We start from the raw sequence: 25,093 nt of genomic DNA, 5'->3' as shown, positions 1-25,093 counted from the left end.
TACCCATCGGTAACGGGGGGCTTGCGCAACCTCGGGAGTCCCGTGCAAGGATCGATGCCTCGTCAACGGTGCGCCGCGCTCTGCTCGCCCGTACCGCGTCGTCCACTACGCGACTCGTTCCGCCGCATCAAAGGACCCTCCCTCTCTTGATCTGGTCAGCAGCCCTGTCCGGTGCCGCTGTGCGTGTGCTGCGCGCGGCGGCCGGGCGGCGTGCGCTCCAGACGGTGTTGCTGGTGGGTGGGTTGTTCGTGCTCGGCGTGCTGTACGGAGGGCAGGCACGGGCGACGGACGGCACGGCTTCGGCGACATCGGCGATCTCCCCGGCCTCGGTGACTGTCTCGGCTTCGGCTTCGGTCGACCCGCCGGGTTCGGTCGACCCGTCGGCTTCGGTGACTTCGGCGAAGGCGAGGCCGGACGACGTCGTGAAGTCGACTTCGGCAGAGGGCGCTGCGTCGTTGGCGCAGGGCCTTGTGGGCGGGACCGACCACGGCTTCGGCGGCTCTCAGGATCCCGCCGACCGCGGCGGTGCCCCGCTCACGGACGTGTCGCCGGGACCGGTAGGGCGTCCCGCTGCCGAGGCTCCTCACGGCCGGGACAGCGAGTCGATCGTGCGGCCGGTGACCGAGGACCTCGTGGGGTCCGTGGGTGAGCGAGTGACACGGCCGGTCGGTGGCGTGGTGGAGACCGTGACCGCGCAAGCCGAGGTGCCGCCGCTGTCGTCGTTGCCCGTGTTGCCGTCGCTGCCGGGGCTGCCGGGGTTGTCCGACTCACCCACGCTGCCCGTCCTCCCCGAGCTGCCCGGCCTTCCGGAGCCTCCCGGGTACCTGCCCGCGCCCCCCGCCCTCCCCGGGCTGCCGGGGCAGTTCCCGCCGCTGCCCGGGGCGGTGACGCCCCAGCCGGGCGTTGCGGGGACGTCGCCGTCTCCCGAGGCCGGTTCCGAGGGGCGTGGCGGCAAGGCGGGCGTCGACGGCGTCCATGGGCCGCGTCTCGGCGGCTCGTCCGGCGAGGTCGTGGCCGCCGTCCACGGCAGCGGGCAGCACGATCGGGCCGGAGGTCAGTACGCCCCGGTGCATCAGGTGCCGGCCGGGCGTGGTGACGGCATGCTGGGCAACCGTTCGGCGGCGGACAGCAGCACGTCCCGGCACGGCGACACGCACGCCGTGACCTCGAACCACCGGGCGCGGCTGCGGCTCGTGCCCGGCGCCGCCGTGCGCGTCGAGTCGGACGGGACACGGGACCGGCACCGGGACATCCCGGTATTCCCCGGCTAGGGCAGGCCTTTCCCGCGCCGTAGACCTGCCGCGCGGGGGCGGAACAGGTCTGCCCGACCGTCCGGACCTCCCCCGGTCCCCGGACGGAAGCCGCCGGAGTCGTCTTTGCAGCCGTCGGTCCCCACTCCCCGGACCGCGAACGGAAGACGGCGCCGGAAGGTCCCCAAGTCCCCTGGCACGAGCCCGAGCACAAGGTTGCCCCTCCCGGTGACCTGCTCGCGGGCTCGCGCTTCCGACGTCGAGTCCCGAAGGATCAGACGCACGCAATGAACAAGAACATCCGCCGTTCCATCGTCATAGCCGCCGGAGTCACCGGCGCGTGGGCGCTCGGTTCCGCTGTCGCGAGCGCCGACGAACTGCCCGCCTCCTCCCTCTCCGTGTCGGACGCGACCACGGATGCCGAGAGCACGCTCGGTGAGGTCACCGACGCCGTCGACGGGGTCGTCTCCGACCTCGCCGACGCCGACGCGCAGGACACCGGCGTGACGGACGCCCTCACCGGTGCCGGCGTCGGCAAGGCGACCTCCACCGTCACGGACGTGCTCGGCACCGCCCGGACGACCACGGACGGGGCGCGCGCCACCGCCGCGTCGTCCGGCGACGGCGGTGCCGTGGAGCAGGCCCGCCGGTACGTCGACGCCGACGTGAGCGTGCCGAAGGCGGCCAAGGTCCGGGGCGCGCAGGCCGTCCAGGGTGCCCAGGCCGCCCGAGCCGCGCAGGCCAAGGCCAAGGTCACTGCCGACAAGGTCGCCGGCACGGCCGGGGCCACCGTCGCCGACACCGCAGCGGCCGCCCCCACCACGCCCCAGGACACGGTCGACTACCTCTTCGGCCCCCTCTCCGCCTTCGCGCCCGAGCTCGAGCAGGCATTGGCCGCGGCGCAGACGAGGCTCCAGGGCACCCAGGCGGCGGCGCGGTCGCAGACGCAGGGCGTCGAGGGTGTCGTACGGACGAAGGCGCAGTACGCGGTGGCGGGCGCGGGCCGCACCGCGGCGGGCGTGACGCATGCCGCGCAGGCCGCGGTCGCCGGGGCCGACGCGCGGACCGCCGGTGCGGTCACCACCGCTCAGGGCCAGGCCGGCGCCGTCGGAGGCGCCGCCGAGGCGAGCGTCGCCTCCGTGCCGGGCCACCTCACGGGCACGGTCGGCGGGGTCGAGCAGCGCGTGGTCGGCACGGTCACCGCCGTTCCGGGCGCGGTCACGCCGGTGGTGGAGCAGACGGCCGCGGCTGCCGTTCCGCCGGTCGCCGCCTCCGCCGTGGCCGGCGTGCGGCCGGTCGCCGACCGGGCGGTGACGGGTGTGGTGCCGGTCGCCGAGCAGGCCGTGGCGGGCGTCGTGCCTGCCGCCACCGGAGCGGTGCACGGCGTCCGCCCGGTCGCTGGCGGTGCCGTGTCCGGGGTGACCCCGGTCGCCGGTCACGCCGTGCACGCGGTCGCGCCCGCCGTGACCGACGCGGTGCACGGAGTGACGCCGGTCGCCGGCGGTGCCGTCGCCGGGGTCGCCGCGGTCGCCGGTCATGCCGTGGACGCCGCGACCGCGCTGGCGTACGGAGTGGTCGCCGACGTTCAGCCCGTCGTGGGCGGCGTCGTGCAGGGCGTGCAGCCGGTCGTCGGCGGTGCCGTCACGGACGTGCATGCGGTGGCGGGCGGTGCGGTGGCGGGCGTGCAGCCGGTCGCCGGCGGGGCCGTCACGGACGTGCAGTCCCTCGCCTGGGGTGCGGTCGGGGACGTGCGGCCGGTGGCCGAGGGCTTGGTGGCGGACGTACCGCCGTATGCGACCGGTGTCGTCGACGAGGTGCCGCCGTACGCCGCGGGCCTGGTCGGGCAGGTCACCGGCGACGCCACGGGCACCGTGCTGCCGCCGGTCGCGCACACCGCGGTGCAGGGTGTCGTGCCGGTCGCCGGGCAGGCCGTCGCCGACGCGGGCGGGCTGGCGTACGGCGTCGTGGGCGATGCGGAGTACTTCACCGGCGGGGTCGCCGGGGGCGTACCGCCGCTGGCGTACGGCGTGACGGAGCAGGCCGGGGGCTTCGCCGAGGGCGTGGCGGGCGAGGTGCCGCCGTTCGCGCAGGGCGTCACCGGTGCGGTCCAGCCGCTCGTCGACACCGTCACCGAGACCGTATGGCCGGTCGTCGAGGGTGTCGGCGGCAGCAGCACGACGCTGGCCCACGGCGTGGTGGGCGACGTCGCTCCGTTCGCGGGCGGCGTGGCCGGCGAGGCCACCCCGTTCGTGCACGGCGTCGCCGGACAGGCCGCGCCCTTCGCACAGGACCTCACCGGCACCGTCCGGTCCACCGGCGGTTCGCTGACCGGCCACGCCGTCTCCGGAGCGGAGGGCGTCGCCGAGTCGGTCACCCCCGGTTACGTCCAGGACGTACGCCAGGGCGGCACGTACAGCATCTGACCGAGCGCGGTCTCGCCGAGCAGAGGCCCGGCATCCAGACCCCGCAGGGCCCGCTCCACGACGGCCGAAAGCCGTCGGTCCGTCCGGACGGAAACCTGCGGTCGGGCCCGGCGGTCCCCATTGGGGTGGGGACCGCCGGACCCGTGCCCCGAGGCCGTACGTCAGCCTCTCGGGGATGTTCAAGGGGCCTCACCGGGTCAACCCCAGCCCGGTGAGGCCCTGTGCCGTCCCTGGCCTGTTCGCTGCCCGGTCACCGCCTGTTCCCTCACCGACGGCACGCCGTGCCAGTGAGTACGGCATCATGTGACAGGTATCACCGCTCAGGTGTGACCCGCGATTTAGAGACCCCCAGCAAGCGGGGATAACCTGCGAGACGGACATGCCGCGCGCTCGGACACCGTGTGCGCTTCCCTTGTGACACATGCGGTCGTCACGTTGCCCTTCGCGGCACGCCCACGCATCCAACGAACCGCGAGATCACTGATAGGGACGGAAGCGCGTGGACCTGTTCGAGTACCAGGCGAGGGACCTCTTCGCCAAGCACGATGTACCGGTGCTGGCCGGTGAAGTCATCGACACGCCTGAGGCGGCGCGCGAGATCACCGAGCGTCTGGGCGGCAAGTCCGTCGTCAAGGCGCAGGTGAAGGTCGGTGGCCGCGGCAAGGCCGGTGGCGTGAAGCTGGCCGCCACCCCGGACGAGGCCGTTGCCCGCGCGACGGACATTCTCGGCATGGACATCAAGGGCCACACGGTCCACAAGGTCATGATCGCCGAGACGGCCCCGGAGATCCTCGAGGAGTACTACGTCTCCTTCCTCCTCGACCGTGCCAACCGCACCTTCCTCTCCATCGCCTCCGTCGAGGGCGGCATGGAGATCGAGGAGGTGGCGGCCACCCGTCCGGAGGCCGTCGCGAAGATCGCGATCGACGCCATCGACGGGGTGGACGAGGCGAAGGCCCGCGAGATCGTCGAGGCCGCCAAGTTCCCGGCCGAGGTCGCCGACAAGGTCGTGAACGTCCTCGTCAAGCTGTGGGACACCTTCATCAAGGAGGACGCCCTCCTGGTCGAGGTCAACCCGCTGGCCAAGGTCGCCTCCGGCGAGGTCATCGCCCTCGACGGCAAGGTGTCGCTCGACGACAACGCCGAGTTCCGTCACCCCGACTTCGAGGAACTCCACGACAAGGCCGCGGCCAACCCCCTCGAGGCCGCCGCCAAGGAGAAGAACCTCAACTACGTCAAGCTCGACGGCGAGGTCGGCATCATCGGCAACGGCGCGGGTCTCGTGATGAGCACCCTGGACGTCGTCGCGTACGCCGGTGAGAAGCACGGCAACGTCAAGCCCGCCAACTTCCTGGACATCGGCGGCGGTGCCTCCGCCCAGGTGATGGCGAACGGCTTGGAGATCATCCTTGGCGACCCGGACGTCCGCTCCGTGTTCGTCAACGTCTTCGGCGGCATCACCGCCTGTGACGAGGTCGCCAACGGCATCGTGCAGGCCCTGAAGCTTCTCGAGGACCGCGGCGAGCAGGTCACCAAGCCGCTGGTCGTCCGCCTCGACGGCAACAACGCCGAGCTCGGCCGGCAGATCCTCACGGACGCCAACCACCCGCTGGTCCAGCGCGTCGACACCATGGACGGCGCGGCCGACAAGGCCGCCGAGCTCGCCGCAGCCGCCAAGTAAGCACCGAGGACGAGGACATCCACACACCATGGCTATCTGGCTCAACAAGGACAGCAAGGTCATCGTCCAGGGCATGACCGGCGCCACCGGCATGAAGCACACCAAGCTCATGCTCGGTGACGGCACGAACGTCGTGGGCGGCGTGAACCCGCGCAAGGCGGGTCAGACCGTGGACTTCGACGGCACCGAGGTACCCGTCTTCGGCACCGTCAAGGAGGCCATCGAGGCCACCGGCGCCAACGTCTCCGTCATCTTCGTGCCGGAGAAGTTCACCAAGGACGCCGTCGTCGAGGCCATCGACGCCGAGATCCCGCTCGCCGTCGTCATCACCGAGGGCATCGCCGTGCACGACACGGCCGCCTTCTGGGCGTACGCCGGCAAGAAGGGCAACAAGACCCGCATCATCGGCCCGAACTGCCCCGGCATCATCACCCCGGGCCAGTCCAACGTCGGCATCATCCCGGGCGACATCACCAAGCCGGGCCGCATCGGTCTGGTCTCGAAGTCCGGCACGCTGACGTACCAGATGATGTACGAGCTCCGTGACATCGGCTTCTCGACCGCCGTCGGCATCGGTGGCGACCCGATCATCGGCAGCACGCACATCGACGCCCTGGCCGCCTTCCAGGCCGACCCCGACACCGACCTGATCGTCATGATCGGTGAGATCGGCGGCGACGCCGAGGAGCGGGCCGCGGCCTTCATCAAGGAGAACGTGACCAAGCCGGTCGTCGGCTACGTCGCGGGCTTCACCGCGCCCGAGGGCAAGACCATGGGCCACGCGGGCGCCATCGTCTCCGGCTCGTCCGGCACCGCCCAGGCGAAGAAGGAGGCCCTGGAGGCCGCGGGCGTCAAGGTCGGCAAGACCCCGACCGAGACGGCGAAGCTGGCGCGCGAGATCCTCGCCGGCTGAGTCCTCCGACTGACCGCCGGTGGGCCCGTTCCCCGAATGGGGGCGGGCCCACCGGCGTTTTCGTTCGTCCCCGCCTCACCGCGGTTCCGGCACCAGCCGTTCCGGTCCGCCGGCCGTTTCCATGCGCAGCTTCTCCAGCAGCTCCAGCTGCTGCTCCGACAACGGCCCCGGCGCCGCCCGCGGCGGTACCCCGCGTACCGTCTCGCCCGGTGCCACCGGCGGCTCGTACTGTGTCGGGGCCGTGCGCAGGGTCAGGGCTGTCGCGCCGATGAGGGTGACCGTGAAGGCGATGGCGGCCCGGGTCCAGAAACGGGCGCGGCGTTCGCTGCCGTTGCGCACCGTGAACGGTTTGGAGGCCCGTAGCCGTTCCGTGTCGGCCAGGCGGGCGAGCCGCCGGTGCAGTTCGGCCGGGTCGGACAGCTCCGGCAGCTGCGCGGCGACGGCCTCGCGCGCATGCAGCAGCCGGTTCGCCGCCGCCGGGGTGCTCGCCTCCGTCTCCGCCGCGGTCTCCGGCAGGTCCAGGCCCACGACGTCGTACAGCAGGAGCGTGCGGCGGTGCGGCGGCGGGAGCCTCAGAAGTACGTTCAGCAGCGTGCGGTCGGACGCGTCGGCCGGCGGCGCCTCGGGGTGGCGATGGCGCGGGCGGAACCGGTGCCAGGGGGAGAGGGCGTACTCGTACGCCGCCGCCCGTACCCAGCCCGTCGGGTCGCGGTCGACGGCCACCTCGGGCCAGCGCTGCCAGGCGAGTTGGAACGCCCGCTCGACCGACTCACGAGCCAGCTCGCGCCGCCCGGTCAGCAGGTACGTCTGCCGTACGAGGGCGGGGACGCAGAACGCGTAAAGGGCGTCGAAGGCCTGAGCGGGGGTCAGGGAGGACGGTGACGACGGAGCGAAGCGGTCGGGCTGGGCCTCGGGTTCCCGCGGATCGTGACGTACCGTTACAGCTGTCTTCTTCGCAGGGATTTCGCGATCGGTGACGGTCTCGATGCCGGTCTCCGTGCCGGCCTCGGTCGTCAGCGCGTTCAGCAATTCTGCGTACGCCTGCCGTTTCCGGCCGCGTGGAGTCGTGCGGTCGGCCTCCCATGCCCGCACCGTCCGACGGGAGACACCCATGCGCTCCGCGACCTGAGCCACAGTCAGCGAACCTGCCTCGCGCAGGCGGCGGCGCTCCTTGGGCGGGGGGAGCGGGGTCGCAGGGCTGCTCTGCCTCACAGGACACCCCTTCGTACGAAAAAGTACATAAACACATATTGGGCGACACATCGGAGGTTCGCCTGTTACGACGGGAAAGCGCGTGTCGTTGGGAGCATGACGGTCGTGATTCAGATGTCCGACCGCCGATCGCCGCTGTCATCCCTGCTCACCCGTTTGCGTCGCCGATCGCCCGGACTGGCCGCCAGCCTCCTGGGTGGCGCGGTCGCGGCCGGGCTGGGGCTCGGCTCGTTCGCCGTGCTCGTGATGATGCTGTGGATCACCTCGCCCTACCCCGACAGCGGGCCGGGGGGCGCGCTGCATGTCGCCGCGGGGCTGTGGCTGCTGGCGCACGGCGCGGAGCTGGTCCGCACCGACACGCTCTCCGGCGTTCCCGCGCCGGTCGGCGTCACGCCGCTGCTGCTGCTCGTGCTGCCGGTGTGGCTGGTGCACCGGGCGGCGCGGGACGCGGTGGACGGGGAGCCGGAGGGCCGGGCACCGGTGGGTGTCCGTACGGCGTGGGCGGGGGTGGTGCTGGGGTACCTCGCCGTCGGAGGCATGGCCACGGTGTACGCCTCGGGAGGCGGCTCGCTGCGGGCCGACTGGGTGTGGGCCGCAGTGTGTCTGCCGGTGATCGCCGTGGGCGCGGCGGGAGCGGGGGTGTGGACGGCGTACGGGCGGCCCTGTGGGCCGGTGGACGGCGTGCTGATCCTGTTGCCGCGCGGTCTGCGGCGGCTGTTCCTCGGGGCTGAGGCCCGGGAGCGGCTGGATGTCTCGGCGCGGGCGGCCGCGGCCGGGGCCGCGGTGCTGGTCGGGGGCGGGGCGTTGCTGGTGGCGGTGTCGCTGCTGTGGCACGGCGGCGCGGCCCGCGAGGCCTTTGCCCAGCTGACGCAGGGGTGGTCGGGGCGGTTCGCGGTGCTGCTGCTGTGCGCGGCGCTCGTACCGAACTCGGCGGTGTGGGGTGCGGCCTATGCCCTCGGCCCTGGCTTCACGCTCGGCGTCGGGCACACGACGACCCCGCTGTCCACCGACACCGCTCCGCTGCTCCCGCCGTTCCCCCTGCTGGCGGCGCTACCGGAGGCGGGCCCGGGGACGCCGCTGAACTGGGCGGCCGCGGTGGTGCCGGTGGTGGCCGGGGTGACGGTCGGGTGGTTCACGGGGAGGGCGGCGGTCCGGGGTGGGGAGGACGAGGACGCGAGGGGGATGCCTTGGTCATGGGGGCGTACGGCGGGCTGCACCGGGCTGGCGGCTGTGTGGTGCGCGGCGGGACTCGCCGTGCTGGCCGGGCTGGCGGGCGGGCCGCTCGGGGTGGACGCGCTGGCTCGGTTCGGGCCGGTGTGGTGGCAGGTGGGGGCGGCGACGCTGGCGTGGACCGCGGTCGTGGCGGTTCCGACCGCGGTGGGGGTACGGGCTTGGCGGTGCCGGAAGCATGAGCAGGGAGCCACGGCGACCATCGCCGGGCAACGGGAAGGGGCGGTGCCGGGCGGAACGGAAGGCGCTGGGGTGGGGGCGTCGGCTTCGGGGGAGGGAGCGGCGGAGGCTCGGGCCGGGATGCCGGATTCCGGGCCAGGCGGGTCGGAGGCGTGGGCCGGGGCGGTTGATTCTGCGGCCGGAGGGTCGGGTGCCCCGGCTGGAGCGGCCGGCTCTGCGGCGAGTGAGTTGGACGTGTGGGCCGGGGTGATCGATCCCGTGGTGGGGGAGCCGAGCGTCGGGGCGGGCGCGGCGGACGCGGGGGCGGTGGGGATGAAGGGGCGTGTGGGGAGTCCGGAGTCTGCGGCGACCGAGTTGGACGTCTGGGCCGAGGTGATTGATTCCGCGGTGGGGGAGCCGAGCGTCGGGGCGGGAGCGGCGGATGCGGCGAACAGCCGGACGGAGATGGTGCATCCCGGTGCGGGGACCTCGAACTCCGGGACGCAGGGGCCGGAGATCCGCGCGGATGCGTCGGACACCGGTGTGCGGCGACGTCGCCGGCGGTGGCCCTTCTCCGGCGGCTCGTCATCCCGCAAGCGCGACGGTGTCGGCCCGGATCCTCGGCCGACCGCATCGCAGGCCGCACCCTCCGCAGGCCGCCCGGACGCCCCGTACGACCCCACCCTCGAGCCCTACGACTTCCTGCCCGTCGACCCCCCGACGCCCTGGCGCGACGACACCCGCGAGGTCCGCTGGGCGGCGTTGAAGGAGGCGTCCAGGAGGGCGGAGCCACCGGAGGCGGACGACTCCTGATGCCAGGCGCCTTCCGGAGCCCGGCGTGCCCGGAGTCCTTCGCCTCCCGGAACCCGGCGTTGCGCGGAGGCCGCCGCATCCCGGAGCCCGGCGTGTCCAGCGCCTTCCAAACGCCCGAGCCGCCGAAGGCGCACCCCTAAGCGTTGGCCCCCAAAACCCCCCGCAACTCGTCCGGCAGCAGCTTGGTGCACGCCTGTCTGGCCTCGTTGGTGAGGGCGTCGTTGGTGCAGGTGTAGTAGTCGCGGTACACGAACTGTGCGGTGAAGGTCGCGGCGACGAGCATGATGGCCAGGGACGCCGTGACCAGGCCGCTCACTGCGGCTGCGGTCTGTGGGCGGGCCGGTGTCGTGGAGGCCGGGGTGTCGGGGCTGGGGGTGCGGGGCTTGGTGCGCAGGGAGCTGATGCCCCAGTAGAGGGCCAGCGCGCCGAGCAGCAGTGCCACGTACGGCCAGTTGAAGAGGGCGAAGAAGAAGGCCCACATGCCGGCCAGCAGCGTGTAGCGCGCGCGGCGCTGTGCCGGGTCCGTGGGGTCCCAGCGCGGTCCGCTCTGGCCCGGACCGCCGCCCGGCCCCTCGGGGCTGCGGCCGGGCCGGTCGCCGAAGCCGCCGTTGGAGGAGCGGCCGGGCTGCCGGTCGCTCCACTGGCTGCCCCACACGGGTCGGCCGCCCTCACCCTGTGAGCCGGAGGAGCCCGAAGAGTCGGGGGAGCCCTGTGAACCCCCGGAGTCCCCTCCGTCGCCGGACGGGCGCCGCGGCTGCCACGGCCGGTCCGGCGTGCCCTCCGGCGGCGGCGCGAACGGGTTGTCGTCCTGGGCCGCACCGCCCCGCCGGTCGTCGGCGTCGCCCGAGGGCGCGCCGGGCGGCGTCGAGGGGCGCTCCCGCAGCAGCACGCCGACACGCTCCCCTCCCCGTGCCGACTGAGGGGGGAGCGTGAGGAGTCGCAGGCTGCGGTCCGACATCAAGTGAGCGTCTTCCCCTTGGTGAAATACGGCTGGTCTGGAACGGCTGGTCTCGAACGACCGGTCTGGCGTGAGCTGTCCTCTCGTGAACGCACCGCACCCCGGCCGCGTTCCCGAGCCCGCTCCTCCCAGACGCTACCTTCCGGCCACGCCCCCGTCCCATGGGGGATGCCCGGTGTGCCGGTATCGTTGCTGACGGTCGGCCGCTTCGTAGGCTTCCCCGTATCCGGGGGCGTGAAGCATTCGTACGAACGCACATACCGGCGCCGTACCCGGCCGACCGTGCACATGCTTCCCCGAGAAAGGGCCCCACCGTGGCCGCCAAGCCCGTGGTCAAGCGCCTCGTCGTGCTGGTCTCCGGATCCGGCACCAATCTGCAGGCGCTCCTCGACGCCATCGCGACCACCGGCGCCGAGGCGTACGGAGCCGAGATCGTGGCCGTCGGAGCCGACCGCGCCGGCATCGAGGGGCTGGCGCGGGCCGAGCGCGCCGGGCTGCCCACGTTCGTGTGCCGGGTCAAGGACTACGCCACCCGCGAGGAGTGGGACGCGGCCCTCGCCGGAGCCGTCGCCGCGTACGAGCCCGATCTCGTGGTCTCCGCCGGGTTCATGAAGATCGTGGGCAAGGAGTTCCTCGCCCGTTACGGCGGGCGGTTCATCAACACCCACCCCGCGCTCCTCCCCAGTTTTCCCGGCGCCCACGGTGTCCGCGACGCGCTCGCGTACGGCGCCAGGGTCACCGGCTGCACCGTCCACTTCGTCGACGACGGCGTCGACACCGGGCCGATCATCGCGCAGGGCGTGGTGGAGGTCCGGGACGAGGACGACGAGAGTGCGCTGCACGAGCGCATCAAGGAAGTCGAGCGAAGGCTGCTCGTCGATGTCGTGGGGCGGCTCGCCCGCAACGGCTATCGCATTGAGGGACGAAAGGTAGTTATCCAGTGACCGCCACCGCCGAGAGCAACAAGCGGGCCATTCGACGGGCGCTCGTCAGCGTCTACGACAAGACGGGTCTGGAAGACCTCGCGCGCGGTCTGCACGAGGCCGGCGTCGAGCTCGTCTCCACCGGCTCCACCGCCGCCCGCATCGCCGCCGCCGGCGTCCCCGTCACCAAGGTCGAGGAGCTCACCGGCTTCCCCGAGTGCCTGGACGGCCGAGTCAAGACCCTGCACCCCAGGGTCCACGCGGGCATCCTCGCCGACCTGCGCCTGGACAGCCACCGGCAGCAGCTCGACGAGCTGGGCGTCGCGCCGTTCGACCTCGTGGTCGTCAATCTCTACCCGTTCCAGGAGACCGTCGCCTCCGGCGCCTCGCCCGACGAGTGCGTGGAGCAGATCGACATCGGCGGGCCGTCGATGGTCCGCGCCGCCGCCAAGAACCACCCCTCGGTCGCCGTGGTCACCAGCCCCGAGCGGTACGCCGATGTCCTTGCCGCCGTGCGCGACGGCGGCTTCGACCTCGCCACCCGCAAGCGGCTGGCCGCCGAGGCCTTCCGCCACACCGCCGAGTACGACGTGGCGGTCGCGGGCTGGTTCGCGGGCGAGTACGCCGGTGACGGCGAGGAGTTCCCGGAGTTCCTCGGGGTGACGTACGAGCGCAAGCAGGTGCTGCGCTACGGCGAGAACCCGCACCAGCCCGCCGCCCTCTACACCGGCGGCTGCGGCGGCCTGGCCCAGGCGGAGCAGCTGCACGGCAAGGAGATGTCGTACAACAACTACACGGACACGGACGCCGCCCGCCGTGCCGCGTACGACCACGACGAGCCGTGCGTCGCGATCATCAAGCACGCCAACCCGTGCGGCATCGCGATCGGCGCGGACGTCGCCGAGGCCCACCGCAAGGCGCACGCCTGCGACCCGCTGTCCGCGTTCGGCGGTGTCATCGCCGTCAACCGGCCGGTCAGCAAGGAGATGGCCGAGCAGGTCGCCGAGATCTTCACCGAGGTCATCGTCGCCCCCGACTACGAGGAGGGCGCGCTCGAAGCCCTCGCCAAGAAGAAGAACATCCGCGTGCTGCGCTGCCCCGAGGCGCCAGATCTGGTCGCCGAGTTCCGCCCGATCGACGGCGGCGGCCTGGCCCAGGTGACGGACGTCTTCCAGGCCGAGGGCGACGACCCGGCCAACTGGACCCTGGCGACCGGCGAGGCGCTGTCCGAGTCGGAGCTCGCCGAGCTGGCCTTTGCGTGGAAGGCCTGCCGCGCGGTGAAGTCCAACGCCATCCTGCTCGCCAAGGACGGTGCCTCGGTCGGCGTCGGCATGGGGCAGGTCAACCGCGTCGACTCGGCGAAGCTGGCCGTGGAGCGGGCGGGCGCCGAGCGCGCGCAGGGTTCCTACGCCGCCTCGGACGCGTTCTTCCCCTTCCCGGACGGCCTGGAGATCCTCACCGAGGCCGGCGTCAAGGCGGTTGTCCAGCCGGGCGGTTCGGTCCGTGACGAGCAGGTCGTCGAGGCCGCGAAGAAGGCGGGCGTGACGATGTACTTCACGGGGACGCGGCACTTCTTCCACTGATGGGCGACACGGGTGCCCCCGGTTCGGGGGCACCCTTCTCGCGGTGGGTGGCCGGCCGCAGGGGAACGCGCCCTCGTTGACGACGAGACCTGGAGAAGCAGGAGGGGCGTCGTCCTGGCGATGAGTGATGCGGGCCGGGTGGTGCCGCGGGCAGGCGTCGGCTGCAACCGCTGCCCGCACGGGGTGCCGCGGTTCCGTCCTCAGTCGGCTGTCGCGACGCAGGACGCGGCCATGAGGTACATGACGACCCACAGCGCCGCGACGATGAGGTCCCCGCGGCCGAAGGACGCCGTGGTCATGTAGTCGAGGTTCTCGGCGTAGGCCGGGTCCTGGGGGTCGTAGACGATCCTGAGCTCCGCGCCGACCTGGGGAATGCTCTCGCGTGTCCGGACGACGGCGCGGTACTCCCCTCGGTGTGGCTCCACCCGGAAGCCGCAGCGGATCCGCATCGGGCCCTCGGGCTCGGCGGGGTTGAGGTGCTCGCGGCAGATCGCGGTGGCCAGCCGGCCGTGCTTGCGCAGACGGCGTTCACGCCGGGACCGCGGGCTTGCGAGCAGGGCCGCCAGTGCGCCGGTCACCGCGAAGAAGATGCCCAACCCCAGCAGCACGGCCCCTCCGTCCAGTTCGCCCCGCCGTTCTCCGGGTGGTGCCCCGGCCATGGTGGCGGAGGCGGAGAACGGCGGGGCGCCTGAAGCCATTCACCCCGATGTTGCCCCGCGCCGCCGCGTGCGGCCATGCTGTTGCAGCTGAACGCAACAGCTGAGTTCATCGGGGGAGAACGACATGCTCCGCGTCCACTTCAGCGATGCCGACCTGGCCAGGACCAGGTTCAGCACCGCGTCCGACCCGCTCTGGGACATCGCCACCAGCCTGCACCGCCTCCAGACCCGGCAGGGCCGCTGGGCTCACGCCGAGTGGTACCGCACCACCCGGCGACGGCTCCAGGAGAAGGGGCTGGAGCGGGCGGTGCGCAGCATGCTGATACCGGTGTACCGGAGAGCCGCCTACTTTCCCGACTTCCTGACGCCGTACCAGGCCACCACGGAAGGGCTGGACGCCGGTCTCGAAGCCATCCTCGCCACCCCCGCCCGCCGGGTCCGGGCCGAGATCGCCCGCCTCCACCGGATCGTCGGGGCGCCCGCGTGGACTGCGCGGCTGGCCGAGCGGACGGCCCGTGAGGAGCTGGTGCGGCTGCTGCGCGCCTATCACGACGTTGCCATCGCGCCGTACGAGCACCAGGTCGGGGCCCGTATCGAGGCGGAACGGGCGGTGCGGGCCCGGGAGTTGATGGACGGCGGGGTGGAGGGGATGCTCGCCGGGCTCGGGCCCTGGGTGCGTTGGGAGCGGCCCGTCCTGTACGCCCAGTACAACCCCACCGTCGACCGGGATCTGTATCTGGACGGGCGCGGAGTGCTGTTCGTCCCGGCGTACTTCCTCCTCCAGCGGCCGATCTCCTTCGCCGACCCGGGCCTGCCCCCCGTACTGGTCTGTCCGCTCGACCACGAGCCGCAGGCGCCGCCCCTGTCGCGGGCCCCCTTGACCGCCCTCCTCGGCCGGGCGCGCGCCGCGGCCCTGTACGCCGTCGCCCACGGCGCCACGACCGGGGAGATCGCGCGTGCCATCGGCGTCTCCGCGTCCTCCGCCAGCCGCCATGCGACGGCCTTGAGAGACGCCGGACTCATCACCAGCGGGCGGCACGGCGCGTCCGTACTGCACACACTCACCCCCATGGGGGCGGCGCTGTTGCGGGCTCAGAAGAGCGAGCGCAGCACACCCCACAGCGACGGACTGTAGGTGCAACTGCCGACCACCTTGTGCGACAGCGGGGCGTACGTGCCCGCCAGGTTCCCCTGGCTGTTCACGCCGGTGCAGCCGGTGCGCTGTGCGCTGCGGCGGCGGTCGAAGCCGGCGGGGTTGTAGTCGGTGCCGCGGAAGTACACGACACCGTCGAGGTCACGGCTGTCCACGATGTTGTTGAAGACCGACCGTACGGGGCTGTGCGCGGCCCACGCGCACGTCCTGTCGCCCGACTGCCAGTCCGGGTCGCTGTCCTGCCAGTGGCACATCTTCCCGTTGCCGTGGTGCTCGCTGAAGAAGCAGACGCTGTCGGCCGGGCAGCGGTCGTAGCCGTAGCCGGACGATGACGCGTCGGGTACGGCCACCGCCTCGTACACCGGAGTGCCGTCGTACCGGGTCGCCTGGTGGTGGGCGATGCCGGCCGTGATCCCGAGCCCGGTCGTGACCACGAGGAGGGTGGTGAGGACCCCGGCCAGGACGGGGTGGTGGCGCCAGAAGGGGCGGCGCCGCTTCGGCGGGCGAGGTGAGTGGGCGACCCCGGCCGCCGCCTCCACCCGGCGTAACAGGGCCTCGGTGCCGACGCGCTCGGCGTGCGTACGGGCCAGACAGTCCCGGATGAGCTCCCGCCAGGCATCCGGGAGTTCGGCGGACAGGCGCAGCTCCTCCGCACCCCGCGCATACCGCATCGCCGCGTCGCTGCGGGCCTCCGTCGTCCCGCCCGGCAGCGGGAAAGTGCCGGTCAGGACGACATGGGCGAGGACCCCGAAGGCCCACACGTCGGCGGAGGGCCGGATCCGCGTCCCCCGCTCGTCCACCTCCGGCCAGAGCAGCTCCGGCGGCGTGTAGTCGGGGGTCGCGAAGGCGGGGGTGTAGGCGTGCGTGCCCTCCAGCTCGGCCGCCATGCCGAAGTCGGCCAGCCGTACCGAACCGTCCTTCATCAACAGGACGTTGGCGGGCTTGAGGTCGCCGTGCACCCAGCCGGCGTGGTGCAGTTGGGCCAGACCCTCGCAGGTCTGCGCGAGCAGGGAGCCGGGATCCTCGGCCGGTACGGCGTCCAGGGATCCCTCGGCCTGTTCCAGTACGAGGACGGTGGCGCCGTCGAGATCCGGGTGCCCGGGGTCGTCGACGGTGAGGGTGTCGTACATCCGGATCAGCCGCGGCGATTGCAGGCGCCCGAGGAACTCGATCTCCCGCTCGGCCAGTTCGCGCAGGTGGCGGAGTTGGCGGGGGGTGCGGGTGCCGGTGGGGAGGAACTTCAGGGCGGCGGTACGGGGTTCGCCGGTGGTACGGCGTCCCGCGTAGACGGTGGCGAACGCACCCGACGCGAGCGGTTCACGGACCTCCCACTCCCCGACCCGGTAACCCTTGGGGACGAGGACGGCGTACGACTGCTCGTCGCTCATCGGCACACCTCGCTCGCGGGCGCGGTCAGCACGATGAGGTCGTCCTCGCGGACCAGGTCGAAGCGGAGGGCGAGGGAGACCAGGGACTCCTTCTTGCCGTTGACGCGCCGGCCGGGTTCCGCCGTGTCCGGGCCCGGCCGTAACCGCAGCTTGAGGGCGAGGTAGTCGATGTTCCAGTAGACCGCGGACCGGCTGACCGCCGGCCATGCCGGGCGCAGCCGCTCCACCAGTTGCTCGACCGCGGGGAGCGGGGCGTGCGGTTCGCCGCGCAGCCGGGGCTCGCACAGGGCGGCCAGGACCGCGAAGTACCGCTTGGTGCGGTCGAGGGTGAACGCCGGTGCGGTGACGGCTCCGGCGAGGCCGTGCCGGGCGACGCTGCGGAAGGTGTGGCGCGGCGCCCAGACGTCGAAGGTGAGCAGGTCGCCCGCGGCGGGCAGGACGACGCGCGAGAACTCGAAGGGCACGGGGGCGTCGACCCTGCCGGGGGTGACCTTGATGTGCTCGCCGGCGCCCTCCGGGTTCTCCACGACGTAGGTCTGGTCCTCGCTGCGGTTGCTCAGCAGCCAGAAGGTGCCCTGAGCGGTGATCTCCCCGGCGATCCGGGGGACTCCCCCGTGCGCGATGGTGAGCCCGCCGCCCGTCTCCTCCCTGCCGAACGCGAGCCGCTCACCTGTGCCGATCCTGATCTGTCCGTCCGGACGTGCGCATGCCGGAGGCACGACGATGACGCTGTACATGGACTTGTCCCCTCGCCCAATCCATGAGGGCCACCCTCCCCCAGTCCAACGTGGGGGAGGGTAAGCGATTGCCCTGAGAAGGGAGGAAGGGTGTCCGGGGTTCGGTGTGTCGGGGTGGCGGCCACCGCTTCAGGGCGGGGGAACGCACCAGGGCCGTGTCCCCACCCTTGCACGGGTGGGACACGGCCCTCGGTGTGAATGGCGCGAACCGTTCCGTCGGCCGGCGGCTCAGTAGCGCGGGCGGCGGAACCACTCGGCGCTGGCGCGCTTCGCGGAGAAGACGATCACCAGGATGGAGATCGCGATGATGATCAGGCCGATGCCATAGGCCGCGATCATGAAGATGCCCGTGACGATCGCGAACGAACCGTAGACGATCGAGCAGACGCGGACACCGTTGCCACCCTTGGCGTACTGGAGCAGCAGCACCAGACCGAGGATCGCGAACACGGTGGCGAGACCGAGGAAGAAGACGACGACGCCCTTGCCCAGATCGGCGATCGCCTCCGCCTCGGAGTCACCGGTGACACCCGCCTCGGCCATGGTCTCGTCCCACTGGCCGAGCGCGACCCCGTACAGCACGGCGATGACCGCATGGGCCAGCGCGATCACACCGAGCATGATCTGCGAGGCGCGGGTGATGCCCGGCATCTGCGCGGGAGCGCCGGGCATGTAACCGCCGCCGTACGGCTGCTGGACGGGCGGGGCCGCCGGGTATCCGTAGCCCTGCGGCGGGGCGCCGGGCGGCGTCTGCTGGGGGTAGCCGTAACCGGGAGCGGGGGCCTGGGGCTGCTGGGGCGGCTGCCCGTGCCCGTAGGGGTTGTTCGGGTCGCCGAAACTCATGGCGGTCTTTCCTCCGTTTTGCCTGGAAGGCGGGGACGAGGCGCGGCCGGATTCGGAGGAAGGTTCTACAGATGCGGTTCGTCCCCCCGGTACTGCCCGCGGCACTGTTCCGACAATCGTTCTTCAGCCACCGTCGGCTTGTCCAGCCGCATTCCGGATGTGTTGTGCAAGTGCAACATCATCGATCATGAGAGACCATGAGGGGATTCATGAGGGGATTCATGAGTTGATTGGTCAGGGGGCCATGAGGGCCTACGGCGGGACGGGCTCCGGAGCACCCTGATTGGAACCGGGACCCGGTCATCCGGGAGGATGGGGTTCATGACCGCCCAGATTCTCGATGGCAAGGCCACTGCAGCCGCGATCAAGTCCGATCTGACCGCCCGCGTGGCGGCGCTGAAGGAGAAGGGCGTCACGCCCGGCCTCGGCACGATCCTCGTCGGGGACGACCCCGGCAGCCAGAAGTACGTCGCCGGAAAGCACCGCGACTGCGCCGAGGTCGGTATCGCCTCCATCCAGCGCGAACTGCCCGGCACGGCGACGCAGGACGAGATCGAGGCGGTCGTACGGGAACTGAACGAGGACCCGGCCTGCACCGGCTACATCGTCCAACTGCCGCTCCCCAGGGGCATCGACGAGAACCGCATCCTCGAACTCATGGACCCCGACAAGGACGCGGACGGGCTGCACCCGATGAACCTCGGGCGGCTGGTCCTGAACGAGCCGGCGCCGCTGCCCTGCACGCCGAACGGTGTGCTGACCCTGCTGCGCCGCTACGGCGTGGAGATCAAGGGTGCCGAGGTCGTGGTCGTCGGCCGCGGGGTGACCATCGGGCGCCCGATGCCGCTGCTGCTCACCCGGCGCAGCGAGAACGCGACGGTGACCCAGTGCCACACCGGCACCCGTGACCTGTCGGCCCACCTGCGCCGCGCGGACATCATCGTCGCCGCGGCCGGTTCGGCCCACCTGATCCGGCCCGAGGACGTCAAGCCGGGCGCGGCCGTCCTCGATGTCGGTGTCTCCCGCAGCGCCGAGGGCAAGATCGTCGGCGATGTCCACCCCGGCGTCGCCGAGGTCGCCGGCTGGATCTCCCCCAACCCCGGCGGCGTCGGCCCGATGACCCGGGCCCAGCTGCTCGTCAACGTGGTCGAGGCGGCGGAGCGCAGTGTCGGCTGAGGACGCCGCCGGCAGGGCGGAGGACACTGCCGGGGCGGAGGAGATCGAGGTCCGGGACCCGGTGAGCGCGCCGGACGCCGAGGGCGTGCCCCGGCGGATCACCCGCCGCTTCCCCCTGTTCACGCGGGACACGGCGCGCCCCGAGGGCGGTGGCCGCGCCGCACGCGGTGACGCGCCCGCGCCCGCCCGGCAGTGGCCCGTCCTCCTCGTCCTCGGCCTGGTCGGCACCGGCCTGCTGATCACCGCGCTCGACGTCTTCCGCGCCGGCACGCTGGTGGTCGGCGGCGCCCTGCTGGCCGGCGCGGTGCTGCGGTGGCTCCTGCCCAGCGTCGGCATGCTCGCCGTACGGTCCCGTTTCACGGACATCGTGACCTACAGCGTGCTGGGCCTCGCGATCGTGCTGCTGGCGTTGATGGCGCAGCCGGACCCGCTGCTGAAGGTCCCGTTCCTGAAGGACGCGCTGCACTTCACGGTGGACAGCTGAGACGCTCGGCGCGACGGCGACCCGTCCCCTCCCCCGAGTAAGGACGGGCCGCCGCCGCACTCAAACTCCCGCACGGCGAACGGGCTGTTCAACAGCTGTCCGTACGCTGTGGCTCGGAGGTGACCGTTCCGCTACCGTGTCCGCGCCCTGCGACAGTTCTCGGCGTCCTTGGCGTCCTCGGCGCGGTTGCGTCTGGGTGGGAGCGGCACCGCTGGGGCGCCCGAGGTCACCGGTGTGTGTCCGTTGTGTCGATGTATTGACAGTTCCGGGATCCGGGACCAAGGCGCTGCACAGCGGGGCTAATCTGCCCAATCGGGACGGTCCGGGACGTCCCGAGCTGGACCGCGGGCCAGTGGGCGTGCAACGGTGCATGCCCGCGGCGCCAACGCCCCCGTGCGCCCCCACCCCGGGAACTGAGATCCTGACCGGGCGCATCCCTGTGGGTAGCCAGAACGGGGACTCGGCAGAGGGCAGCACGCGCGGGGGAAGAACCAGCACGAACCGGGGGGAAGAGGGGGAAGCAATGCCTCGTTGGAGGGCCTTGCCGGACGAACTCGATCCGCAGGTCAGGGAGTTCACGAGCCAGTTGCGGCGGCTCGTGGACCGCAGCGGCCTGAGCGTCGCGGCGGTGGCCGACCGCACGGGCTACAGCAAGACGTCCTGGGAGCGTTATCTCAACGGCCGACTGCTCGCGCCCAAGGGTGCGATCGTCGCCCTGGCAGAGGTCACCGGCACCAATCCCATCCATCTGACGACGATGTGGGAGCTCGCCGAGCGCGCCTGGAGCCGTTCGGAGATGCGCCACGACATGACCATGGAGGCGATACGGATCTCCCAGGCCCGTGCGGCACTGGGCGAGTTCGGGGCGCCCCCGGCGAACGCCAAGGGCGGCAAACCGGCCCGCCGGGGCGGCAGCGCGACGGCGACCCCCGGCATCGCGGGACCGGCGGGCGTGTCCCCGACGGTGCCGCCGCAGCCCACGGCGTCCGACGCGGACGCACGCGAGGGCACCGCACGGGCGGCCGGCCCGGGGGCTTCCCCGGGCGGCAACTCGTGGGGGCTCGCGGGATACGCGGGACCCTCGCAGACCGGCGGCCGCGGAGCGGGTTCGCGCACCGGAGCGGGCTCCGGTGCCGGTCGTGGCGCCGGAGCAGGTGCCGGGAGCGAGAACGGGGCCGGAGCAGGAACCGGCGCCGGTGCCGGATTCGGGACCGGCGCCGCACCGTCGGCGACCCCCGCCGGCCACTCCGGCCGCTCCGGCCGCCCCCCGTCGGGCGGTCGCCCGGCCTCCGGCAGATCGTCGGGCCGACGCCGGCTGACGATGTTCCTCGCGGGAGCCGTCGGCGTGGTCGCCGTGGCCGCCGGCGCGTTCTACCTCATGAACGGCGGCGACGGCGACAAGGACAACGACGCGTCGCCCTCCCCGTCGCCGTCCGTCACCACCGACGCCAACCTGCCGCCGGGCGTGAAGTGCAGCGGTGACAGCTGCACCGGCAAGGACGCGGAGAGCATGGGGTGCAGCGGGGACCTGGTGACCACCGCCAAGACGGCGACCGTGGGCACGACCGTCGTCGAGGTCCGCTACAGCAAGATCTGCGGGGCGGCCTGGGGGCGCATCACCCAGGCGACGCAGGGTGACGAGGTCCAGGTGACCGCGGGCGACGCCCAGCAGAAGGGCTCCATCACGGTCGCCGGCGACGCCATCGCGTACACGCCGATGGTGGCGGTGCGGGACGCGGGCGAGGCGACGGCGTGCACGACGCTGGCGTCGGGACAGGAGGGATGCACGGACTGACGCAGGTCAGCGAGTCGAGCCCGTCCGGGGAAAATCGGCCGGGGGACAGAGGAATGGCCGCCGTATTCCTGGGCACGCGAACCGTACCCCCACGGGAGTCCGGCAACGGTACCCCCACACGGCGGCCGTCCCGTCTCTCCTCTCCCGGACGGGCGGCCGCCGCCTTTCGTGGTGCTGTGGGCCGGGCCACACCGACCCGGACGTCCGGGATCCCGGATGCGCGATAGCCTGACGCTGGATCTCTCTTGACGCCAAGAGATCGATCAAAATAGCCGGGGCAGGGACGCCCCACCGCCAGCTGTCATACGGAGAACGCCATGACCCGCACTCCCGTGAACGTCACCGTCACCGGCGCGGCCGGCCAGATCGGTTACGCCCTGCTCTTCCGCATCGCCTCCGGCCAGCTGCTCGGCGCGGACGTGCCGGTCAGGCTTCGCCTCCTCGAGATCACCCCGGCGCTGAAGGCCGCCGAGGGCACCGCGATGGAGCTGGACGACTGCGCGTTCCCGCTGCTCCAGGGCATCGACATCAGCGACGACCCGAACGTCGCCTTCGACGGCGCCAACGTCGCCCTCCTGGTGGGCGCCCGCCCGCGCACCAAGGGCATGGAGCGCGGTGACCTGCTGGAGGCCAACGGCGGCATCTTCAAGCCGCAGGGCCAGGCCATCAACGCGCACGCCGCGGACGACATCAAGGTCCTGGTCGTCGGCAACCCGGCCAACACCAACGCGCTGATCGCGCAGGCCGCCGCCCCGGACGTACCGGCGGAGCGCTTCACCGCGATGACCCGCCTGGACCACAACCGCGCGCTGACCCAGCTGTCGAAGAAGACGGGCACCCCGGTCTCCGAGATCAGGAAGCTGACGATCTGGGGCAACCACTCCGCCACGCAGTACCCCGACATCTTCCACGCCACGGTCGCCGGCAAGAACGCCGCCGAGGTCGTGAACGACGAGAAGTGGCTGGCCGAGGACTTCATCCCGACCGTCGCCAAGCGCGGCGCCGCGATCATCGAGGCCCGCGGCGCGTCCTCCGCGGCCTCCGCCGCCAACGCCGCCATCGACCACGTCCACTCCTGGGTCAACGGCACCCCGGAGGGCGACTGGGTCTCCATGGGCATCCCGTCCGACGGCTCCTACGGCGTCCCCGAGGGCCTGATCTCCTCCTTCCCGGTCACCACGAAGGACGGCAAGTACGAGATCGTCCAGGGCCTGGAGATCAACGAGTTCTCCCGCGCCCGTATCGACGCGTCCGTGAAGGAGCTGGAGGAGGAGCGCGAGGCGGTCCGCGGCCTCGGCCTCATCTGATCCAATCTGCTTCGGGCACTGGGCCCCGCACCGGTTCCGGCCGGTGCGGGGCCGTTGCTTTACGTCTTGAGTGCGGCGATGAAGTCGGCCCAGGCGGTGGGCGGGAAGAGCAGGTGTGGATGCCGGCGGGCTCCGGAAGCCAAGGCCAAAGCTTGACGCGCGTCACAGCACTACACGCTTGACAATCCGATTTCCTTCGGTCTCGGGCCTCGCCTATGCTGATGGCTCGTCAACTCGTCTGTCACCAACAACACATGCGCATCGGGGGATCGGCATGAGCACCGGATACGTGCCGCAGCAACCGCACCACACGGACACCCCGACACCGCCCGAGCCGCCCCCCACCCCGCCCCATGCCAGTGAGGCGACACGGCTGTTGTGTGCGGGTGCCTATCTGAACCCCGAGTACCGCGACCGCGTCATCGAGGAGCTGTTTCTCAACGAGCAGCGCCTCGTGGCGCCCTCGCTGGGGTTCGACGTGGCCCGCGTCCTCGCGCATGCGCTGCGCGCCCGGCGGCAGGAACTGCTGTGGTCCGCCGCCATCCTCGGCCTGTGGGTCGTCGGCATGCCGCTCAGCGGCTGGCTGCTCGCCGGCCTGGTGTGGCCGAGCCTGCTCCTCGCCCTCGCTCCGTGGATCAGGGGCCGCGCCGCCCGGCCGCCCCTGTACCGGCTGTTCGCCGCCTTCCTGGCGCGCTGGTGGGGCCGGTTCATGGCCGCGTTCTGGCTGTTCGCCGTCGGTGGCATCGCCTTCGGGGTCGGGTCGGACGACTCCGGTTCGGCGTACGACCCGTACGGCTCCTACGACTCCTACGGCTCCGGTGACGGCTTCGGGACCTCCGACGCCGCCGACGCCTTCGCCCCGTTCGCCGACCTGTTCTCCGAGGTGGTCGAGCCGTGGCAGGCCTGGTTCGGGATCGCCGTGTTCGCACTCATCGCGCTGTGCGAGGCGGCGCGGCGCGGCCAGTTCGCGCGGGTGCTCGCCGCGGAACTGTCCCCGCGGCAGTTCCCCGACGCGGCGGGCGACCCTGCTGAGCAGGCCGAGGGGCTGCGCTTCCGGCGGCTGATGGGGCTCATCCGGCGGGAACAGCACGCCCCGCTGATCATGTACAACGAGGCGGGACCGTTCTGCGGAGCGGGAGCGCCGTACGACACCTGGGTGCTCGCCGTCGAACTCCGTCCCGACGACGACAAGAAGCAGCAGCCGATCAGCAACCGGGCGATCCTCGACCGGGTCCGGCCCATGCTCGAACAGCTCCGCGTGCCCGCCGAGTACGCGGGCACGGCCGTACGGGACCGGCTGCGGCGGCTGGAGATCGACGAGTGTGTCTTCCTGCCCGTGGAAGGGCTGACGGCGCGTGATCAGGCACCCTACGCTCCCGAGCAGTTCGAGCAGCACCGGCTGCGTTCCGTCGAGGAGGGCGGCGAGAAGCGGCGGCACTTCCTGCGCATCCGCGTCGGCGGCTGGGAGGAGGAGGTGGTCGTCACTGTCTACGTCCGCATCCACACGCAGGGCCGCATGCTCATGCTCGAGGTCGCGCCGCACGTACTGACGCCGGTGCTCGCCGAGTTCAAGGACGCCGACCGCACCGCCCACCGGTTCCGCACCAGCAACGTGCTCGGCAAGGCCGTCGCCGCGCTCGTCCTGGTGCCCGGCTCCGCCGGGCGCGCTCTCGTCACCCTCGCGCGGGGTGCGGCCTACGGATGGCGGCTGCTGATCGGCGGGCACGGCAACGCGCTGCCCGAGGGGCCCGCCGTGTCGGTGCGGGAACTGGCCTCGGTGGAAACGGGGTCCACCTTCCAGGAGATGGACGTGGCCCGGTACCTGCGCAGCGTCCAGGACCGTATCGGGCGGGGAGTGCGACTCGCCCTGTCCGACGCCGGGTACGAGACCGGCGAGTTCGTCCAGAAGATCGTCAACGTCAGCAACGGCGCCGTGCACATCGACCGGGTCGAGGGCTCCACCTTCGCCATCGGTGAGCACGCCAGCGCCACCAGCGGCGGCCCCGGGCCGCAGAAGGGAACCGCGAGCCATGGCAAGCGATGAGCCGAACGTCCGGATCGGAGACGTCTCGGGCAGCACCTTCGCCATCGGCAGCCACGCGCGCGCGGAGAGCCACCACCATGGTGCCCCCGCGCAGCGGGACGAGGCCGCCGAGGAACTGCTGAAGGCGGTGCGTGAACTGCGGGCGGACCTGTCGGGCGGCCGGGTGCGGCAGAGCGAACAGACGGCAGAGCTCGACGCGGCGCTCGCCGACACCGAGGAGGAGATCAACCGGACCGGCGCGGCCGGCGCGGGGCGCCTGCAGCGGCTCCGGGAGCTCCTCACGGACGCCCAGGCCCTGACGGCGCTGCTCGCCTCGGCGGGAACCGTGGCGGGGCTGCTCGGGATGTGACGTGCGCGGGTAC

General features: G+C 72.3%; 20 protein-coding genes. 14 read left to right on the top strand and 6 right to left on the bottom strand.

Features of this window, described 5'->3' with window-relative positions; translation table 11 throughout:
- Nucleotides 1-146: 146 nt before the first annotated feature.
- From ACFV7R_RS15445 to sucD, 4 genes are all read left to right on the top strand, one after another.
- On the top strand, nucleotides 147-1,271 hold the full coding sequence (locus ACFV7R_RS15445; protein WP_385263756.1) for a hypothetical protein: 1,125 nt from the start codon (nucleotides 147-149) through the stop codon (nucleotides 1,269-1,271).
- Between the two features lie 266 nt (nucleotides 1,272-1,537).
- The gene (locus ACFV7R_RS15440) at nucleotides 1,538-3,673 is read left to right on the top strand and encodes a hypothetical protein (RefSeq protein ID WP_385263755.1); all 2,136 of its coding nucleotides are present in this window, start codon (nucleotides 1,538-1,540) and stop codon (nucleotides 3,671-3,673) included.
- A gap of 499 nt (nucleotides 3,674-4,172) precedes the next feature.
- A complete protein-coding gene (gene sucC, locus ACFV7R_RS15435) occupies nucleotides 4,173-5,354 on the top strand; it encodes an ADP-forming succinate--CoA ligase subunit beta (RefSeq protein ID WP_385263753.1) in 1,182 nt (393 codons plus the stop codon).
- 28 nt (nucleotides 5,355-5,382) lie between these two features.
- On the top strand, nucleotides 5,383-6,267 hold the full coding sequence (gene sucD, locus ACFV7R_RS15430; RefSeq protein WP_129799186.1) for a succinate--CoA ligase subunit alpha: 885 nt from the start codon (nucleotides 5,383-5,385) through the stop codon (nucleotides 6,265-6,267).
- Nucleotides 6,268-6,342: 75 nt separating this feature from the next.
- Here the strand turns inward: sucD and ACFV7R_RS15425 are convergent, their stop codons facing one another.
- Nucleotides 6,343-7,479 carry a helix-turn-helix domain-containing protein gene (locus ACFV7R_RS15425; RefSeq protein WP_385263751.1) on the bottom strand — a complete coding sequence of 379 codons (1,137 nt, stop codon included), beginning with the start codon at nucleotides 7,477-7,479 and terminating at the stop codon, nucleotides 6,343-6,345.
- A 96-nt stretch (nucleotides 7,480-7,575) separates the two neighbouring features.
- Here ACFV7R_RS15425 and ACFV7R_RS15420 point away from each other — a divergent pair, with 96 nt between their 5' ends.
- Entirely contained in the window at nucleotides 7,576-9,681 is a 2,106-nt protein-coding gene (locus tag ACFV7R_RS15420; protein ID WP_385263750.1) for a DUF6350 family protein, read from the top strand.
- A gap of 136 nt (nucleotides 9,682-9,817) precedes the next feature.
- Here the strand turns inward: ACFV7R_RS15420 and ACFV7R_RS15415 are convergent, their stop codons facing one another.
- Nucleotides 9,818-10,639 carry a hypothetical protein gene (locus ACFV7R_RS15415; RefSeq protein WP_385263748.1) on the bottom strand — a complete coding sequence of 274 codons (822 nt, stop codon included), beginning with the start codon at nucleotides 10,637-10,639 and terminating at the stop codon, nucleotides 9,818-9,820.
- A 314-nt stretch (nucleotides 10,640-10,953) separates the two neighbouring features.
- Here ACFV7R_RS15415 and purN point away from each other — a divergent pair, with 314 nt between their 5' ends.
- On the top strand, nucleotides 10,954-11,583 hold the full coding sequence (gene purN, locus ACFV7R_RS15410) for a phosphoribosylglycinamide formyltransferase (protein WP_129799184.1): 630 nt from the start codon (nucleotides 10,954-10,956) through the stop codon (nucleotides 11,581-11,583).
- On the top strand, nucleotides 11,580-13,145 hold the full coding sequence (purH, locus tag ACFV7R_RS15405; protein WP_385263747.1) for a bifunctional phosphoribosylaminoimidazolecarboxamide formyltransferase/IMP cyclohydrolase: 1,566 nt from the start codon (nucleotides 11,580-11,582) through the stop codon (nucleotides 13,143-13,145). Before purN ends, purH begins: the two co-directional genes overlap by 4 nt.
- A gap of 200 nt (nucleotides 13,146-13,345) precedes the next feature.
- Here the strand turns inward: purH and ACFV7R_RS15400 are convergent, their stop codons facing one another.
- The gene (locus ACFV7R_RS15400) at nucleotides 13,346-13,843 is read right to left on the bottom strand and encodes a hypothetical protein (RefSeq protein WP_385263745.1); all 498 of its coding nucleotides are present in this window, start codon (nucleotides 13,841-13,843) and stop codon (nucleotides 13,346-13,348) included.
- An 85-nt stretch (nucleotides 13,844-13,928) separates the two neighbouring features.
- On the opposite strand from ACFV7R_RS15400, the gene ACFV7R_RS15395 reads away from it, so the two are divergent.
- A complete protein-coding gene (locus ACFV7R_RS15395) occupies nucleotides 13,929-14,939 on the top strand; it encodes an ArsR/SmtB family transcription factor (protein WP_385263744.1) in 1,011 nt (336 codons plus the stop codon).
- Here the strand turns inward: ACFV7R_RS15395 and ACFV7R_RS15390 are convergent.
- The 3 genes from ACFV7R_RS15390 to ACFV7R_RS15380 form a co-directional block, all read right to left on the bottom strand.
- On the bottom strand, nucleotides 14,897-16,345 hold the full coding sequence (locus ACFV7R_RS15390; RefSeq protein WP_385263743.1) for a protein kinase: 1,449 nt from the start codon (nucleotides 16,343-16,345) through the stop codon (nucleotides 14,897-14,899). The genes ACFV7R_RS15395 and ACFV7R_RS15390 overlap by 43 nt on opposite strands.
- The gene (locus ACFV7R_RS15385; protein WP_129799179.1) at nucleotides 16,342-17,082 is read right to left on the bottom strand and encodes an FHA domain-containing protein; all 741 of its coding nucleotides are present in this window, start codon (nucleotides 17,080-17,082) and stop codon (nucleotides 16,342-16,344) included. Before ACFV7R_RS15385 ends, ACFV7R_RS15390 begins: the two co-directional genes overlap by 4 nt.
- Nucleotides 17,083-17,310: 228 nt before the next feature.
- Nucleotides 17,311-17,925, bottom strand: a complete 615-nt coding sequence (locus ACFV7R_RS15380) for a hypothetical protein (RefSeq protein ID WP_385263742.1) — start codon at nucleotides 17,923-17,925, stop codon at nucleotides 17,311-17,313.
- 321 nt (nucleotides 17,926-18,246) lie between these two features.
- Between ACFV7R_RS15380 and ACFV7R_RS15375 the strand changes: the two genes are divergently transcribed.
- From ACFV7R_RS15375 to ACFV7R_RS15350, 6 genes are all read left to right on the top strand, one after another.
- Complete coding sequence (locus ACFV7R_RS15375) at nucleotides 18,247-19,101, top strand: bifunctional methylenetetrahydrofolate dehydrogenase/methenyltetrahydrofolate cyclohydrolase (protein WP_385263740.1); 855 nt, start codon at nucleotides 18,247-18,249, stop codon at nucleotides 19,099-19,101.
- Nucleotides 19,091-19,585 carry a DUF3017 domain-containing protein gene (locus ACFV7R_RS15370; RefSeq protein WP_385263739.1) on the top strand — a complete coding sequence of 165 codons (495 nt, stop codon included), beginning with the start codon at nucleotides 19,091-19,093 and terminating at the stop codon, nucleotides 19,583-19,585. Before ACFV7R_RS15375 ends, ACFV7R_RS15370 begins: the two co-directional genes overlap by 11 nt.
- Before the next feature lie 541 nt (nucleotides 19,586-20,126).
- Nucleotides 20,127-21,380: a DUF2690 domain-containing protein gene (locus tag ACFV7R_RS15365; protein WP_385263738.1), complete on the top strand. Its 1,254-nt coding sequence runs from the start codon at nucleotides 20,127-20,129 to the stop codon at nucleotides 21,378-21,380.
- Between the two features lie 317 nt (nucleotides 21,381-21,697).
- Nucleotides 21,698-22,687 carry a malate dehydrogenase gene (locus tag ACFV7R_RS15360; RefSeq protein ID WP_385263736.1) on the top strand — a complete coding sequence of 330 codons (990 nt, stop codon included), beginning with the start codon at nucleotides 21,698-21,700 and terminating at the stop codon, nucleotides 22,685-22,687.
- A 274-nt stretch (nucleotides 22,688-22,961) separates the two neighbouring features.
- Complete coding sequence (locus ACFV7R_RS15355; protein ID WP_385263735.1) at nucleotides 22,962-24,731, top strand: hypothetical protein; 1,770 nt, start codon at nucleotides 22,962-22,964, stop codon at nucleotides 24,729-24,731.
- Complete coding sequence (locus ACFV7R_RS15350) at nucleotides 24,718-25,080, top strand: hypothetical protein (protein ID WP_385263733.1); 363 nt, start codon at nucleotides 24,718-24,720, stop codon at nucleotides 25,078-25,080. The genes ACFV7R_RS15355 and ACFV7R_RS15350 overlap by 14 nt, the downstream gene beginning before the upstream one ends.
- The last annotated feature ends 13 nt before the right edge of the window (nucleotides 25,081-25,093 follow it).

The sequence above is a fragment of the Streptomyces sp. NPDC059866 genome (assembly GCF_042731325.1).
GTDB classification, from domain to species: Bacteria; Actinomycetota; Actinomycetes; order Streptomycetales; family Streptomycetaceae; genus Streptomyces; species Streptomyces flavusporus.
This window is presented reverse-complemented; position numbering and strand designations above follow the sequence as displayed.

What these genes read in the sequence shown, in the direction of transcription:
- ACFV7R_RS15400 (WP_385263745.1), bottom strand. Translation starts at nt 13,843, where the DNA reads ATGGCTTCAGGCGCCCCGCCGTTCTCCGCCTCCGCCACCATGGCCGGG.
- ACFV7R_RS15360 (WP_385263736.1), top strand. Translation starts at nt 21,698, where the DNA reads ATGACCCGCACTCCCGTGAACGTCACCGTCACCGGCGCGGCCGGCCAG.
- ACFV7R_RS15355 (WP_385263735.1), top strand. Translation starts at nt 22,962, where the DNA reads ATGAGCACCGGATACGTGCCGCAGCAACCGCACCACACGGACACCCCG.
- ACFV7R_RS15415 (WP_385263748.1), bottom strand. Translation starts at nt 10,639, where the DNA reads ATGTCGGACCGCAGCCTGCGACTCCTCACGCTCCCCCCTCAGTCGGCA.
- ACFV7R_RS15395 (WP_385263744.1), top strand. Translation starts at nt 13,929, where the DNA reads ATGCTCCGCGTCCACTTCAGCGATGCCGACCTGGCCAGGACCAGGTTC.
- ACFV7R_RS15350 (WP_385263733.1), top strand. Translation starts at nt 24,718, where the DNA reads ATGGCAAGCGATGAGCCGAACGTCCGGATCGGAGACGTCTCGGGCAGC.
- ACFV7R_RS15440 (WP_385263755.1), top strand. Translation starts at nt 1,538, where the DNA reads ATGAACAAGAACATCCGCCGTTCCATCGTCATAGCCGCCGGAGTCACC.
- ACFV7R_RS15420 (WP_385263750.1), top strand. Translation starts at nt 7,576, where the DNA reads ATGACGGTCGTGATTCAGATGTCCGACCGCCGATCGCCGCTGTCATCC.
- sucD (WP_129799186.1), top strand. Translation starts at nt 5,383, where the DNA reads ATGGCTATCTGGCTCAACAAGGACAGCAAGGTCATCGTCCAGGGCATG.
- ACFV7R_RS15375 (WP_385263740.1), top strand. Translation starts at nt 18,247, where the DNA reads ATGACCGCCCAGATTCTCGATGGCAAGGCCACTGCAGCCGCGATCAAG.
- ACFV7R_RS15385 (WP_129799179.1), bottom strand. Translation starts at nt 17,082, where the DNA reads ATGTACAGCGTCATCGTCGTGCCTCCGGCATGCGCACGTCCGGACGGA.
- ACFV7R_RS15380 (WP_385263742.1), bottom strand. Translation starts at nt 17,925, where the DNA reads ATGAGTTTCGGCGACCCGAACAACCCCTACGGGCACGGGCAGCCGCCC.
- ACFV7R_RS15390 (WP_385263743.1), bottom strand. Translation starts at nt 16,345, where the DNA reads ATGAGCGACGAGCAGTCGTACGCCGTCCTCGTCCCCAAGGGTTACCGG.